This window comes from Kineococcus sp. AC630 (assembly GCF_979255925.1).
The window spans coordinates 38,045-53,407 of sequence record NZ_CEEDMJ010000018.1 but is presented as its reverse complement, the minus strand read 5'-3'; the positions used below and the strand labels follow the sequence as shown (position 1 = coordinate 53,407).

General features: G+C 69.8%; 9 protein-coding genes. 4 read left to right on the top strand and 5 right to left on the bottom strand.

All coding sequences use genetic code 11. The annotated features are described in order from the left end of the window. Window positions 1-118: 118 nt before the first annotated feature. The 4 genes from AC0I8G_RS18620 to AC0I8G_RS18605 all read right to left on the bottom strand — a co-directional run bounded on the left by AC0I8G_RS18620 (window position 119) and on the right by AC0I8G_RS18605 (window position 8,893). Complete coding sequence (locus tag AC0I8G_RS18620) at window positions 119-1,423, bottom strand: hypothetical protein (protein ID WP_471731276.1); 1,305 nt, start codon at window positions 1,421-1,423, stop codon at window positions 119-121. Beyond that, window positions 1,420-2,427 carry a glycosyltransferase family 2 protein gene (locus AC0I8G_RS18615; protein WP_471731275.1) on the bottom strand — a complete coding sequence of 336 codons (1,008 nt, stop codon included), beginning with the start codon at window positions 2,425-2,427 and terminating at the stop codon, window positions 1,420-1,422. Before AC0I8G_RS18615 ends, AC0I8G_RS18620 begins: the two co-directional genes overlap by 4 nt. Before the next feature lie 440 nt (window positions 2,428-2,867). Continuing rightward, window positions 2,868-6,002, bottom strand: coding sequence for a beta strand repeat-containing protein (locus tag AC0I8G_RS18610; RefSeq protein ID WP_471731274.1), 3,135 nt, complete (start codon window positions 6,000-6,002; stop codon window positions 2,868-2,870). A gap of 143 nt (window positions 6,003-6,145) precedes the next feature. Continuing rightward, the gene (locus AC0I8G_RS18605) at window positions 6,146-8,893 is read right to left on the bottom strand and encodes a beta strand repeat-containing protein (protein ID WP_471731273.1); all 2,748 of its coding nucleotides are present in this window, start codon (window positions 8,891-8,893) and stop codon (window positions 6,146-6,148) included. A 370-nt stretch (window positions 8,894-9,263) separates the two neighbouring features. Between AC0I8G_RS18605 and AC0I8G_RS18600 the strand changes: the two genes are divergently transcribed. From AC0I8G_RS18600 to AC0I8G_RS18590, 3 genes are read left to right on the top strand one after another with little or no spacing between them, the layout of a single operon-like run. Next, window positions 9,264-11,492 (top strand): EAL domain-containing protein, encoded by a 2,229-nt coding sequence (locus tag AC0I8G_RS18600; protein ID WP_471731272.1) that lies wholly within the window; start codon window positions 9,264-9,266, stop codon window positions 11,490-11,492. A 43-nt stretch (window positions 11,493-11,535) separates the two neighbouring features. Then, entirely contained in the window at window positions 11,536-11,853 is a 318-nt protein-coding gene (locus tag AC0I8G_RS18595) for a type II toxin-antitoxin system Phd/YefM family antitoxin (protein WP_471731271.1), read from the top strand. Continuing rightward, the gene (locus tag AC0I8G_RS18590; RefSeq protein WP_471731270.1) at window positions 11,850-12,254 is read left to right on the top strand and encodes a type II toxin-antitoxin system VapC family toxin; all 405 of its coding nucleotides are present in this window, start codon (window positions 11,850-11,852) and stop codon (window positions 12,252-12,254) included. Before AC0I8G_RS18595 ends, AC0I8G_RS18590 begins: the two co-directional genes overlap by 4 nt. A gap of 196 nt (window positions 12,255-12,450) precedes the next feature. Here AC0I8G_RS18590 and AC0I8G_RS18585 read toward each other — a convergent pair whose 3' ends face one another. Beyond that, window positions 12,451-12,888 carry a cold-shock protein gene (locus tag AC0I8G_RS18585; protein ID WP_328294293.1) on the bottom strand — a complete coding sequence of 146 codons (438 nt, stop codon included), beginning with the start codon at window positions 12,886-12,888 and terminating at the stop codon, window positions 12,451-12,453. Between the two features lie 146 nt (window positions 12,889-13,034). On the opposite strand from AC0I8G_RS18585, the gene AC0I8G_RS18580 reads away from it, so the two are divergent. After that, entirely contained in the window at window positions 13,035-15,299 is a 2,265-nt protein-coding gene (locus AC0I8G_RS18580; RefSeq protein WP_471731269.1) for a putative bifunctional diguanylate cyclase/phosphodiesterase, read from the top strand. The last annotated feature ends 64 nt before the right edge of the window (window positions 15,300-15,363 follow it).

Genomic DNA, 15,363 nt, shown 5'->3' with positions numbered 1-15,363 from the left:
GGCCCGGTACGAGAGGTTTCGGCGGTGCGGGGGGTGACCGTGATCGGCCGGGCGGGCGACGCGGTCGGGGTGAGGGGCGTGCCGGGTCGGGGCCGGTTGGAGGGCCGTCGGCTCGGGCTCAGCGACTCTCGACGAGACCGTTCGCCGGTACCTGCTCGGACACCGGGGAGCCCGCTCGTCGCGCGGACACGACAGCGGCGAGCAGCACCACCCCCACCGCGGCGGGCAGGCTGCGGTAGACGAAGAACGCGTGGATCTGGGAGTGGTTGCTCAGCACGCAGTACCAGGCGGGCACGACGAGGGCGGGCAGCGCGACCGCGGCGAACACGGACAGACCGCCCGCACCGTGGCGGGCGACCGTCAGCACGAGGAGGACGAGCACCACGACGGCCGCCGCGACGGCCACCGGCACCGCCGTCACCGAGTGCTCCGTCCAGTAGTTCCAGTTCGCGACGACCCCGGCCCCGAAGGCGTGGGACACGTCGCCCCCGTCGAGGCGGAACTGGCTGACCTCCTGCACCCGGGAGAACACCGACAGCCCCTGCCCGAGGGCCCCGATGAACCAGCGGAACACCCAGGTGAACCCGAAGGCCACGGGCCAGGCGGCGCCGACGGCGAGGACGGTGCGCCAGGTCTCCCGCGCGTCGCGTGTCCGCACCTGGGTGACGGCGGCGGCGACCCCCGCGCACAACGCCCAGCTCATCGGCGGGACAGTGAGCAGGTCCATGTAGCAGAACAGCGCGGCGGAGAAACCCGCTCCGAGGACCGCCGCACGCCACCCCCGGGACGCCGCGACCGCGGTGATCGCGACCCCGGCCGCGGCGCTCGCCAGTGCGATGCCGTGGGTGAAGGCCCGGTCGGGCATCGCGAGCGCGTTCGTCGTCGCGGCGATCGGCAGGAGCAGCGCGAAACCCGCTGCTGTCCCGACCCTCCGGGCGACGGCCAGGAACGCCGCGAGGACGGCGGCGGCGAACACCCCGGTGACGACGAGACGCAGCCCGGGGACGTCGGTGAGCGCGAGCACCGGGCGGGTGAGGATCGAGTACCCGCTCCAGTAGCGGAAGTAGGTGGCCTGCGTCTGGAAGTCGTCTCCGGCGGCGAGCTGCTGGATCTCGCCCTTGCCGTCGTCGCAGGAGGACAACCGCGGCCCACCGGTGGTGAGGTCCCAGAGGCTGCGAGGGTCGTTCGGGGTCGTGACGCCGTACCCGAGTTCCGCACACTCGGTGAACCGGTCGGCGGTTCCCCCGACCCCGTCGGGGCCGTAGGGGTCGCCGTAGTCCCCGGTCTGGATGGCCTGGGCGAGGTGATCGATGATCGGTTGGTTCGGCACGGCCTGCGCCCCCACCAGCAGGACGAAGAACAGGACCTGCAGGGCCACGAGCCCCGCGAAGGCCTTCGCCGCGAACCGGACGACGCCGCTCACCGCTGGGCCACGTTGTCGCGACGCACGTCGACGGAGGGCTCCACGGGTGCTCGTTCGTCGAGCAGGCCATGCGGACTCGGGTACTGCAGGTAGATCAGCCGCGAGGCCTCGTCGGAAGCGTGCCGGACGGCTTCGAGGATGACGCCGACCGCCGCGACGACCACGGCGATCATCATGAGGGCCGACGCGAGGATGGCCGTCGGGAACTTGGGGACGAGCCCGATCCGGAAGAACTCGACGACCACCGGAATGCCGAGGATCAGCGCGACGACGGCGATGAGCCCGCCGAGCGTGGAGTGCACGAGCGTCGGCCGCTCGTAGCGGGCGAGGCGGACGATCCAGCGGAGGATGGCCCACCCGTCGCGGTAGGTGCGCAACTTGCTCGCCGACCCCTCGGCCCGGTCCTTGAACCCGACGGGCACCTCGGCCTGCGGAACGCGCAGGTTCACCGCGTGCACGGTCAGCTCCGTCTCGACCTCGAACCCGCGCGAGATCGCCGGGAAGGACTTCACGAAGCGTCGCGACATCACCCGGTACCCGCTGAGCATGTCCGTGACGGGCTCCCCGAAGACCGTGGACACGACGTGGTTCAGGGCCCGGTTGCCGGCGGCGTGCCCCGGGCGGTACGCAGTGAGGCTGCTGGCCCGCCGCGTCCCGACGAGGTGGTCCAGGCCCTCGGTGATCAGCTTCTGGACGAGCTCCCCCGCCACCGACGCGTCGTAGGTGTCGTCCCCGTCGAGCATCACGTACACGTCGGCCTCGACGTCGGCGAAGGCCCGCCGGATGACGTTGCCCTTCCCCGGGCGCGGTTCGTGGCGGACCTGGGCGCCGTGAGCGCGCGCCACGGCCGCGGTGTCGTCGGTGCTGCGGTTGTCGTAGACGTAGACCGTCGCCTCGGGCAGCGCCGCCCGGACCTCGTCGATGACGTGGCCGACCGCAGCCGCCTCGTTGAGGCACGGGAGGATCACCGCGACGTGCGGGACGGGGGTGGGCGGGTGAGGCATGGGAAGAGCCTAGGGGTGCTGTGGTCCTCCTCGGGGAGGTCACGCGTGGGTGCTGGCCCCCCGTCAACGACGCACGGGCGCATTGTCGGCAGGACGACGGTCACCGGCTGAGGCATGGTCGCTCCTGGCGTGGAGGTGAGGGGTCTGGACGGTGACTGACGTCCCAAGCGCCCTAGTACCTCCTGGATCAACCGGGCGGGCAGATTCATCGGCACAGCAGACCCGACAAAAAGGAAGCGCCTCCGCCTGCACGGACTCGAGAACCGACCGTAGACCGTGCATTACGGCGTAATTGAACGACTCGGCGTCACGCAGTGTTGCGGGAGACCGAGCTCGGTCGAGAGGGGCCAAACGACGACGAGCCGGGCTCCGATGTTGCGAGCCCGGCCCGTCGACCTGACGCGCGAGTCACCCCAGTGGACGACGCGTCCGTCGTCTGGTCAGTTGACGACGATTGTCACTGTCGAGCTGACCGTAGAACCAACACCGTTGGTGGCCAACACGTACGCGGTGTAGGTGTCAGCCGGCAAAGTTGCACCCGTGTCGAAGGTCAACGTGCTGCTGCTGACGCTCGTGCCAGCCACGTGGCTACCGTTCGAGGCGTGAATGTGGACGTAGTAGCCGGTGATGGGCGAACCGTTTGCGTTCGGGGCGGTCCAGTTGAGGGTGGTCTCCCCATCGTTGGCCCCTACTGTCGACTCGTCCACCGTTGTGAAGGTGGGCGCTGCGGTCCAAGTCGGTGCCGCCACGGCCGTGAACACAAGCGTACCGGTGCGCACGTTACCCACGCTGTCCGTCCCGCTGTAGGTCAGCGTGTATGACGACCCGCCGGTAAGGGTTGGGGTCGGGTCGAGAGTGAGCGTGGAGCCCGACACCGAGGCGGTTCCAGCCACGGGTGTACCACCCGTCGAGAGGGTGGCTGTGCCCGAAACCAAAGCGCGGTTAAAGGTCACGGACGGGTTGCTGGTGTTCAGCAATACGCCGCTGCCGGTCGGGGAAGTGCTCGACACCGTGAGGGTGACCGTGGCGTCAGTCTGGGTGTCTGTCCCGACCGCCTCGAGCACGACGTCCTGCGCCGTCGTCCCCGGGACCCACGTGTTGCCCGCAGTGTCGGAGATTCCCTGCTGGTCGATGATCGTCGCCGGCAACTGCACGCCGGTTGCCGAACCTGCGTTCAAGATGGCGGGGACTCCAGTGACAGCCACAGTAAGGACCGTCCCAGCCGCCCGAGCGACCCCGTTGACAGTCTCCGTCGCCGCGTTCAGCGTGAACGTGGCGTTCGACCCGGCAGTGAGGGACGCAACCGTGGGCGTCGTATCTCCATCAGACAGGCGGATCGTGGCGCCGCCGGCCACAGAGACAGGCTCGTTGAAGGAGATCTTGAAGACGTCACCGGCGTCGACCGTGGTCGAAAGTCCACCGGACGTGGTCTGGATCGCGTCGCGAGCCTGCGGCGCTGTGGTGTCGCTGGCGCCGGGGACGACGGTGCCGGTCGTGGTGCTAGACGCGGCGCCGTTGGTAGCGGTACCGGTGACCGGAGCGGTCGCAACAACGCGGTAGACGTACGTACCGTCCGCCTGGTTGTTCGCCGTGAACGTGTTGGTGCTGGCACCGGCGCTGGTCACAGCGTCAGTCGCACCGGTCACGTCCGCGTAAGTACCCGCCACGCCAGGAGTACCGGCGGTGAAGGTGGCCCGCTGCAGCTTGTACGTGGTGCCCGACGGGTTACTCGCGGGGCGGGTGTAGGTGACACGCACGTCGTTGGCGGTGGTGCCACTGTCAGCGTTGATCACCGAGACGGTGGGCGCACCAACTGCGGTCACCGTTGCTGCGGTGGTGATGTTGAAGGTCGACACCCCAGCCGCAGTGGAAGCGTAGGAACCGGAGATGACGGCACCAGCACCGAGCGCACCCTCGAACTGGTCCAGCGTCAGCGGCTGCCCACCGTACTGGAAGGTGTCGTTGGAGTCGTAGAAGTACGACGCCGCAGACGAGGTGAAGAAGTTGTTCGTGGTGTCAGCAGCAACAACGCTCACAGCACTGATGGAACCCAGACCTGCTGCTGCAGCAGTGAAGATGGTCTGCCCACCAACACCGATTGCATCGGCCGGGGTCTTCGCGTTCGCGTTTGCGGTCGCCGGAACCGTGAGGTTCAGGTTGTCGTCATCAGCGGAGTCAGCGAAGACCACCGGAATGACGTTGACGGCCGCGGTCGACGTCACCGAGAAGGTGACCGTGCCACCAGAGGTGATGTTGTCCGTGCTCGCGCTCGGAACACCGTTGACCTGGGTGATCGAAGCACCCGTGATCGTGCCTCCGTCGGCGATGTTGTTCGAGTCGGCGTCCGCGAGCGTGACCACACCATTGGCGTTGGTCGTCACGTTTGCCGCAGCGAACAGCTTGATGTCGACGACCGTGCCGGCCGGAACCGTCGCAGTGTAGGTGCGGGTGTTCGCCGACGTCGCCGAAGCTCCGAAAGGCAGAACCACACTGTCAGCCGGGGTCACCGCGAACGTCTGGTTGCTCGTGACGTCGCCGCCAGCCGCCGTCTTGGCCGCAGACGTCAACGTGGCCGGGACGCTGCTGGTGTCACCGAAAGCAACACCCGTGGTCAGCGTCGAAGCGTTCGCCGTCAGGTAGTTGGTGGTACCGGTCCCGAGGGAGTTGGTACCCAGCGTCAGAAGAATCGGCGCGTTGTTGCGAGCGGCCCAGGGGCCGGCCGCGAGGGCGTCGATCTTGTCCCCGTTGGCGATGGTCGCCGTGGTCTTCTGGTACTTGCCCTGCGCGATGCCGTAGTCCGCGATCTTCTGCGCGGTCAGCGAGCGGTCGTCACCGGCGATGGTGGTGACGGTCGCACCGAGGGCGGTGACGGCGGTCTTCACCGAGTCGGTGATCGCGTTGCCGAGGACGACGACGTTCTTCACGCCGCCGTTCTTGATGGCGTCCGCGGTCGCCTGCGGCAGCGAGGCCGCGTTGGTCAGCAGCACCGGGGTGCCGTCGTAGGACAGCGGGCTGGCCGCGAGCGCGTCCGGGGAGACCTGACCGGCGAGGAGGTCCGCACGGGCCAAGAAGACCGTGGAGGACTTCGTGGTGCCGAGGTTGTAGATGTCAGCCGCGGTCTCGAAGCGGTCGGCACCGGCAACGACGGTGACGGTGAGGCCGGCGGCGGTCATCTGCGCGAGGGCGGTGGCGTCGACGGAGTTCGAGTCACCGAGCACGATCGCCTTGGTGGCACCGAGCTTCTTGATGGCGTCGACGGTGTAGGCCGGGACGTTGCTCTTCTGCGTGAGCAGGATCGGCGCGTTGTTCAGACCGGCGACGTAGGCGCCGGCCTGAGCGTCGATGGCGCGGTCGCCGTTGGCGACGACGACGGTGGTGGCCGTCGTGAACGCCTTCGTGGCGATCTGCGCGGCGGTGTCGAAACGGTCAACGCCAGAAACCTGCGTAGCGGCAGGGTTGAAGCCAGCTGCAGCCTGGGCGGGAACCGCGGCGAAGCCGAGACCCGTCAGACCAACAAGAGCCGCGACGCCGGCCCCGATCGAACGCCGGCGCAACCGGGAGGTTGCTGCGGTCACGATTGCCTCCAAGGCATGTGAAAGTGAGTTCCCCCCCGTGAGGGGCCGGCCCAGTTCGGGCCTACGAGACGCGCCCGACCTCAACGACGGGACGCAGAAGGGCGCTCACACCATTCGATGTGAGCGCCCCCCCTAGGCGATCGTCAGCCGATGGCCTTGTCGGTGCTGCCCGAGATGTCCCAGGCGTTTCCTGCGAGGTCGCGGATGCCAGAGGCGTCCGAGACGACGGTGGTCACGGCCAGCTGCGTACCCGTGGTCGTACCAGGCGCAACAGCCGTCGGGCTACCCGTGAGGGTGACCGTCAGGACGGTGTTTACGGGCTGCGAAACGGTGTTGACCGTACGGACCGCCGAGTTCAGCGCGAACGTGGCGTTGGTCCCCGCAACCAGGTCGGCAATCGTTCCATCGGCGTCCGTGACGCGGATGGTCGCACCGTTTGCCGGAGCAGCGACCTCCTCCCCGAAGGAGAAGGTCAGGACGTCACCGCTGTCCAGCGTGTTGGCCAAGCCAGCGGAGGTGGTCACGGCGGCGTAGGTCGACTGGGGACCAGCGGTGTCGCTGGCGCCGGGGACGACGGTGCCGGTCGTGGTGCTAGACGCGGCGCCGTTGGTAGCGGTACCGGTGACCGGAGCGGTCGCAACAACGCGGTAGACGTACGTACCGTCCGCCTGGTTGTTCGCCGTGAACGTGTTGGTGCTGGCACCGGCGCTGGTCACAGCGTCAGTCGCACCGGTCACGTCCGCGTAAGTACCCGCCACGCCAGGAGTACCGGCGGTGAAGGTGGCCCGCTGCAGCTTGTACGTGGTGCCCGACGGGTTACTCGCGGGGCGGGTGTAGGTGACACGCACGTCGTTGGCGGTGGTGCCACTGTCAGCGTTGATCACCGAGACGGTGGGCGCACCAACTGCGGTCACCGTTGCTGCGGTGGTGATGTTGAAGGTCGACACCCCAGCCGCAGTGGAAGCGTAGGAACCGGAGATGACGGCACCAGCACCGAGCGCACCCTCGAACTGGTCCAGCGTCAGCGGCTGCCCACCGTACTGGAAGGTGTCGTTGGAGTCGTAGAAGTACGACGCCGCAGACGAGGTGAAGAAGTTGTTCGTGGTGTCAGCAGCAACAACGCTCACAGCACTGATGGAACCCAGACCTGCTGCTGCAGCAGTGAAGATGGTCTGCCCACCAACACCGATTGCATCGGCCGGGGTCTTCGCGTTCGCGTTTGCGGTCGCCGGAACCGTGAGGTTCAGGTTGTCGTCATCAGCGGAGTCAGCGAAGACCACCGGAATGACGTTGACGGCCGCGGTCGACGTCACCGAGAAGGTGACCGTGCCACCAGAGGTGATGTTGTCCGTGCTCGCGCTCGGAACACCGTTGACCTGGGTGATCGAAGCACCCGTGATCGTGCCTCCGTCGGCGATGTTGTTCGAGTCGGCGTCCGCGAGCGTGACCACACCATTGGCGTTGGTCGTCACGTTTGCCGCAGCGAACAGCTTGATGTCGACGACCGTGCCGGCCGGAACCGTCGCAGTGTAGGTGCGGGTGTTCGCCGACGTCGCCGAAGCTCCGAAAGGCAGAACCACACTGTCAGCCGGGGTCACCGCGAACGTCTGGTTGCTCGTGACGTCGCCGCCAGCCGCCGTCTTGGCCGCAGACGTCAACGTGGCCGGGACGCTGCTGGTGTCACCGAAAGCAACACCCGTGGTCAGCGTCGAAGCGTTCGCCGTCAGGTAGTTGGTGGTACCGGTCCCGAGGGAGTTGGTACCCAGCGTCAGAAGAATCGGCGCGTTGTTGCGAGCGGCCCAGGGGCCGGCCGCGAGGGCGTCGATCTTGTCCCCGTTGGCGATGGTCGCCGTGGTCTTCTGGTACTTGCCCTGCGCGATGCCGTAGTCCGCGATCTTCTGCGCGGTCAGCGAGCGGTCGTCACCGGCGATGGTGGTGACGGTCGCACCGAGGGCGGTGACGGCGGTCTTCACCGAGTCGGTGATCGCGTTGCCGAGGACGACGACGTTCTTCACGCCGCCGTTCTTGATGGCGTCCGCGGTCGCCTGCGGCAGCGAGGCCGCGTTGGTCAGCAGCACCGGGGTGCCGTCGTAGGACAGCGGGCTGGCCGCGAGCGCGTCCGGGGAGACCTGACCGGCGAGGAGGTCCGCACGGGCCAAGAAGACCGTGGAGGACTTCGTGGTGCCGAGGTTGTAGATGTCAGCCGCGGTCTCGAAGCGGTCGGCACCGGCAACGACGGTGACGGTGAGGCCGGCGGCGGTCATCTGCGCGAGGGCGGTGGCGTCGACGGAGTTCGAGTCACCGAGCACGATCGCCTTGGTGGCACCGAGCTTCTTGATGGCGTCGACGGTGTAGGCCGGGACGTTGCTCTTCTGCGTGAGCAGGATCGGCGCGTTGTTCAGACCGGCGACGTAGGCGCCGGCCTGAGCGTCGATGGCGCGGTCGCCGTTGGCGACGACGACGGTGGTGGCCGTCGTGAACGCCTTCGTGGCGATCTGCGCGGCGGTGTCGAAACGGTCAACGCCAGAAACCTGCGTAGCGGCAGGGTTGAAGCCAGCTGCAGCCTGGGCGGGAACCGCGGCGAAGCCGAGACCCGTCAGACCAACAAGAGCCGCGACGCCGGCCCCGATCGAACGCCGGCGCAACCGGGAGGTTGCTGCGGTCACGATTGCCTCCAAGGCATGTGAAAGTGAGTTCCCCCCCGTGAGGGGCCGGCCCAGTTCGGGCCTCGTCACCCCGCCCTCCCCGCTACTCAGCGGAGTGACTCGGTGACAAAACCGAACGTACACGAGAGTCACACCAGCAACACGGGGAGTAATGAAAGATCCAGAGCAGGCACGGCGTGTCGTGATCCACGCACTGCCTGTGACCTGCGGGTTTGTGTCCGGCAAGTAAAAGTTACAGTTTGGTAACGGGCAGCCTCATCCGTACCACTGGTCCCAGCAACCCATCTGGAGTAGTCACATCGGGTGGAGTCACCACCCGCGCAGGGGTGATCACCGCCGATGGCTCATGTGGGTGACCCCCTCTGGGCCATGCCCTCCTGGTTCATCGGGACCGTCGTCGCAGAGTGTGACGAGAAGGATCACGCTGCGGATCCCTCCCGCAGGGGATGCGTCGAAGTGCCCACGACGCGTGGTGACTGAGGGTCGCCAGCAGCCGGCCCTCTCCGGGCCGACGGGCGCACACCAGGCCCTGTCCAGGCTCGACGTCACGCACTCGGCCCATCCAGCCATCGCCTCGCCGTACCGAACCCCATGCATGACGTTCCCACGGCTCGCCTGGCGGGCGGCGCTCTCGACCGCCGTCCTGGCCGTCTTCGTGCCGTTGGCCTACGTCGGCGAGCGCCGGTGGGACGAGGCGGTGCAGCTCAAGCTCCTGCTGGGGCTCGCCTGCCTGGCCGTCTGCGTCGCCCTCCCCCTCGTCGTCCGGGGTGGCACCCGGTCGAGCACCTCCCGGTGGGTGCTCGCTGCGTCGGTGTTCTCGGTGGGGACGATCGTCGCGGGGGCCTACCCGGCGCTGCTGATCGGACCGTTCCCCGCGCCGCACCTCCTGCACGCGGTGTCGTTGCTGGGGATGCTGAGCCTCACCGTCCAGCAGTTGCGGGTCGCCCGGGTGGTGCGGGACGACGAGTCGCTGCTCGTGGAGGCCCTGCTGTTCGGGGCGATCACCGCGTCCGTCTCCTGGGACGTGTTCGCGCGGTGCGGGTACCGGGGCGACGGGTGGTGGAACGCGAGCGCCGCGCTCGTCATCGCGGTCGGCGCGTTCGTCGCCGCCGCGACCGCGGTCCTCGCGGTCGAGCACCCGCGGTTGCGCCTGGCCCACCTGGGCATCGCCATCGGTGCGGTCGGCACCGTCCTCACCGCGATCACCTCCACGCGCGATCCCGCGGCCGGCAACGTGGGCGCGGTCATGGGGGTCGTCGCCGCGGCCATGCTCGTCGCGTTCCAGCCGCGCGGCGGGATGGTCCGCCACGGGGGGACCGCCGCGACGCAGGCCGTGCGCCGGATGCGGCTCGCGAGCCTGCCGGTGGTGGCTCTGCTGGTGGCCGACACCGTCGTGTTCGCGGTCTCCCCCCGCGCCGACGGGGTGCAGTTCGTCTTCATCGCCGTCGTCATCGTGGTGGCCGCCGTCCGCCAGGCCGCGAGCGCCCGGGCCATCGACCGCACCCACGCGCGGCTGTCGTTCCAGGCGCTGCACGACTCCCTCACCGGTCTCGGCAACCGCGCCGCCCTGGCGGAGGCACTCACGGCACCGGACTCCGCGCAGTCGTTGGTGATCCTCGAGCTCGGCGGGCTCGACGACGTCACCGACGTCCTCGGGGTGGCCGTGGGTGAGGAGGTCCTGACGGCCGCGGGGGCGAACCTGCGCGAGCACGTCACCGCCCACGGCGGCACCACGTTCCGCGTCCGCCACGACGAGTTCGCCGTGCTGCTGCCGGGCCGCCCCGAGGAGGTCGTCGCCCACCTGCCCGCCGCGCTCGCCGCGATCAGCGCCGCGCCGTTGCAGGTCACCGGCGCGGGACGCTTCCCCGTCGAGGCCGTCGCCGGGGTCGCGTGCGTCGAAGCCGGCCTGCGCGGCCAGGAGGCCGGCGCGATGGTCCCCCTCGTCCACGCCGACCTGGCCCTGCGCGCCGCCCGCGCCACGGGCGGCCCCGGGTGGTCGGTCTACTCCGGTGAGGTCGCCAGCGCCCACGCCCGTCGCCTGCTGCTGCGCGAACGCCTCGCGCTGGCCGTCGCCGAGGGCGGGGTCGACGTCCACTACCAGCCGATCGTGAACTTCACGACGGGTCGCGTCGAGAAGTTCGAGGCCCTCGCCCGCTGGGACGACGTGCAGCTCGGACGGATCTCGCCCGTCGAGTTCATCGCCGTCGCGGAGGAGTCCAACCTCGTCGTGGCGCTCGGCGAGCACGTCCTGCGCCGGGCCGTCGCCAGCGCGTACGCCGCGGGGGTGTTCGCCTCCGGTGCGCGGCTGGCGGTCAACGTGTCCGTCGTGCAGCTGCAGTCGCCCGGCTTCGCGGACGTCGTGCGCGAGATCCTCGGGCACTACCGGATCCCGCCACACCTGCTGACGCTGGAACTCACCGAGTCCGTGTTCCTGGACTCCGACTCCCCCGCCGAACGCGTCGTCACCGAACTCGCGGCGCTCGGCTGCCAGATCGCCATCGACGACTTCGGCACCGGCTACTCCGCGTTCGGCTACCTCGACCGGCTGCCCGTCCACGTCCTGAAGGTCGACCGGTCGCTGACGCAGTCGATGACCGGCGCCGGCAACGGCCTGTCCGTCGTCACCGCCGTCGTCGACCTCGCCAACCGCCTCGGGCTGACCGTCGTCGTCGAAGGCGTCGAGACCGACGAGGAGGCCGCGATCTGCCGGCAGATCTCCGCCGGGCTCGGGCAGGGCTGGCTGTACTCGGCGGCGGTCACCGCGGACAAGATCTCCGCGGAGCTGGGTCGGGAGTACCCCGTGTCGGCGGAGCCGGTGCGCTGAGGAGTACCTCGACCGCCGTAGCCAGGACGGCTACAGTGGTGGAGTGAAGACGATCCGCGTGCGCGACCTGCGCAACGACTACGCCCAGATCATCCGCGAGATCGAGGCGGGCGAGACCTTCACCGTGACGAGTGACGGGCGACCGGTCGCGAGCCTCACCCCGTACGTCGAGCCCGAGGGTCCGCAGACCTGGCTTCCGGCCAGCCGCGCGGTCGGGGGGCTCGCTCACCTCGACCTCCCCGCGGACTTCGCGCAGGCCCTCCGTCGGGATCTGGACGAACACTTCGTCACCGAGGTCGAGGACCCCCTGGAGCGGTGGGAGTCCGAACGGGCGAGCGAAGAAGGCTCCTCCGACCGGTGACACGCCTGCTGCTCGACACCAACGCAGTCATCACTCTGGCCGCTGCTCCCGCCGGAACAGCGTTCGCCGGCATCGGGGACGCAGACTCTCTGGCCATCTCCGCCATGACCGAACTGGAGGTGCGCCTCGGTGCAGGACTGCGCCCCGGGAACGTGCGGATCCTGCACACCCTCACCTGGCTGACGCAGAACTACCGGGGACTCCCGACCGACGCGGCGGTGGTGGCAGCCTTTCCGGTCATCGTCGCCTCCGCGGTCGCGGCCGGGCAGAGTCCGAAACGGCAGATCGCCGACCTCACGATCGCGGCAACTGCCCTCGCCCACGAAGCGACACTCGTCACCGACGACAGGACTCTGCGCGAGGCCCTCATGGGCACGTTGCCGACCCGCTCGTTGCACTGAGGTCGTCGAGTGGAGCGTTCGGCGGCTCGGCGAGCGCCTGGAGACGCGGAACGCTCCACTCGAGCCACCGCGGAGGCGGGGAGTGGAACGTTCAGCGGCCCACCGGGGCTCGGAACGACGCGGAACGTTCCACTCCCGGACTTCCGGGGGGACGGGGCTGCGGCACCGGCCGCAGCACCCTCCCGACGCTCGAAGGTCAGCGACCTTCGGAGACGAACCCGCGGTCGATGCCGTAGTCGGTCAGCACGTCGCGCAGCGCGACGATCTGACGGCCCTCGAGGTCGTCGACGGCGCTGAGCAGGATCTCGGTGATCTCGCGGCGGTACTGGTCCATCGGCAGCACGCCGCCGCTGCGGGGGGCGGAGGTCCGGGGACGCTCGGAGGAGGCGGCCGGCGCGCGACCGGTGCTGGCACCGGCGGTGCGCGACGGGGACTGCAGCCGCACCTGGGTCGCCTTCAGGCCGCGGTCGCCCTCGGTGAGGGTGAAGTCCACCCAGACGCCCTCGGACAGGTCCTCGTTCTCGGCGCCCGCGACGTCCTTGATGTGGAAGAACACGTCGTCGGGAGCGTCCGAGCTCTTGATGAAGCCGAACCCCCGCTCGTCGTCGAACGACCGGATCTTGCCCTTGGCCACGCCACCCACCACTTCCACTGCTGCCTCGACTCACCCGCCACTGCGCGACGGGCCAGGCCCCATGGTCTCGCACTCCGGGACGTCGGACCGACCTCGCCGGTCCCCACCCCGTCAAGTCCGAAGATCAACTGACCGAGACCACCACCATGGCCGCCGCTCCGTTCGCCCCGACGCGCCCCACCGCGGGTCGCGTCGTCGGTGGACTCGCGTTGCTGGCGCTCGCCGCGGTCCTCACCCACCTGGCGACCGTGGTCCCCGGGACACCGCGCACAGCGGTCGTCGTCGTCGGGGTCGCGTCCATCGTCGTGTCGGCGGTCTCGCTGATCGTGCTGCACCGCGGGCACAACTCCGCCAAGTACCTCGCGGCCGGGGTCCTGTGGGGTCTGGGCGCGGTCGTCGCCGGGCTCCTCCCGGACCTCGACCTCGGCCCGTTCCCGTTGTCCCACGTCGTGTTCGCCCTCGGTGAGCTCGGCGCGCTGGCCGTCCTCCTGCAGCTGCTGGTCCGGGCCCGCGCGGGCAGCGACGACCCGCCCCTCGTCGTCGACGCGCTGATGCTCGGCAGCGCCCTGATCACCCTCGGCTGGGACGCGTTCGCCCGCACCAGGCACAGTGGTACGGGCGGCGAGAACGCCGCGACGCTGCTGGTCGTCGTCGCCGCCTCCCTCGTCGCGGGCTCCGCCGTCGCGCTCGGCGTCGAACAGCCCCGCCTGCGGGTCTCGGCCACCGGCCTCACCGTCAACGGGGTCGCCACCGCGGTGGTCGCCGTCTGCCTCCCGCACGACGTCGCGATCGCCGGCGTCGCCGCCGCCCTCGCGATGGCCGGCGGGATCGTCGGGCTGCTGACGCTGCCGCGCGACGGGGTCGTCCGCCACGGCGGGGCCGACGCCGAACGCGCCGCCCGCCGCCTCGAGGTCGCCTCACTGATCCCCGGCCCGATCCTGCTCGTCGACATCCTGCTGCTCGTCGTGTTCCCCCGGGCCGACCCCGTGCTGTTCGCGACGTTCATCACCGTGCTCGTCACGTTCACCATCCGGCACGCCGCGACGGCGCGCTCGATCGACCGCACCACCGCGCACCTGAAGTTCCTGGCCCTGCACGACGCCCTCACCGGCCTCGGCAACCGCACCCTGCTCGAACGCGCCCTCACCGGACCCGACCACGACCAGTCGCTCGTGCTGCTGGAACTCGTCGGGCTCGACGACGTCAACGACGTCCTCGGCGTCAGCGCCGGCGACGCCCTCATCCGGGCCGCCGCCGAGGAGGTCCTACTCGTCGTCGGCGGCCTCGACGGCAGCGCCTACCGCACCGGCGGTGACCAGATCGCCGTCGTCCTGCGCGGAGACCCCGCGCACTGCCTGCGCCACGCCGAGAGCCTCATCGCCGCGATCACCACCGCACCGGCGAAGGTCGCCGGGGCCGGACGCTTCCCGCTGACCGCGGTCGCCGGCATCGCCGGCCGCGCGCCCGACGGCACCGACCCCGACGCGGTCGGCGACGTGATGGCGCCCTTCGTGCAGGCCGACATCGCCCTGCGCGACGCCAAGCACCTCGGCGGCGGCGCCGTGTCGGTGTACTCCGGGACGGTCGCGGTCGAGCACGCCCGTCGCGGCCTCATGCGCGAACGCCTCACCCTGGCCGTCGCCGAGGGCGGCGTCGACGTCCACTACCAACCGGTGGTGTCGTTCACGACCGGGCGCGTCGACAAGTTCGAGGCGCTCGCCCGCTGGGAGGACCCGGTGCTGGGGCGGATCTCCCCCGTGGAGTTCATCGCGATCGCCGAGGAGTCGAACCTCGTCGTCGCGCTCGGCGAGCACGTCCTGCGCCACGCCGTGCAGTGGGCCTACGAGGCCGGGGTGTTCTCCGTCGGCGTCGGCCTGGCCGTCAACGTCTCCGTCGTGCAGCTGCAGTCCCCGGGTTTCGCCGACATCGTCCGCGAGATCCTCGACCAGTACCGGATCGCCCCGCACCTGCTGACCCTGGAACTCACCGAGTCGGTGTTCCTGGACGAGGACTCCCCCGCCGAACGCGTCGTCACCGAACTCGCGGGCCTGGGCTGCCAGATCGCGATCGACGACTTCGGCACCGGGTACTCCGCCTTCGGCTACCTCGGGCGGCTGCCCGTCCACGTGCTCAAGATCGACCGTTCGCTGACGCAGTCCCTCACCGACGACGTCAACGGCCAGTCCGTCGTGACCTGCGTCGTCGACCTCGCGAACCGCCTCGGGCTGAGCGTCGTCGTCGAGGGCGTCGAGACCGAGCAGCAGGCCGACATCTGCCGCTTCATCTCCGCGCCGCTCGGGCAGGGGTGGTTGTACTCCCCCGCCGTGCCGCGGGAACTGCTCGGCGCACAGCTCGCCCACGTCTATCCCGTGCCCGGGGTGCTGGGGCTCGAGGACGAGACCCGCGTCTGAGCGACGGGGTTCCGAGCCGGTCCGAACGGGTGTCCGGACTACGTTCCACCGCTCCAGGTGCCGA

What these genes read in the sequence shown, in the direction of transcription:
- AC0I8G_RS18615 (WP_471731275.1), bottom strand. Translation starts at nt 2,427, where the DNA reads ATGCCTCACCCGCCCACCCCCGTCCCGCACGTCGCGGTGATCCTCCCG.
- AC0I8G_RS18600 (WP_471731272.1), top strand. Translation starts at nt 9,264, where the DNA reads ATGACGTTCCCACGGCTCGCCTGGCGGGCGGCGCTCTCGACCGCCGTC.
- AC0I8G_RS18580 (WP_471731269.1), top strand. Translation starts at nt 13,035, where the DNA reads ATGGCCGCCGCTCCGTTCGCCCCGACGCGCCCCACCGCGGGTCGCGTC.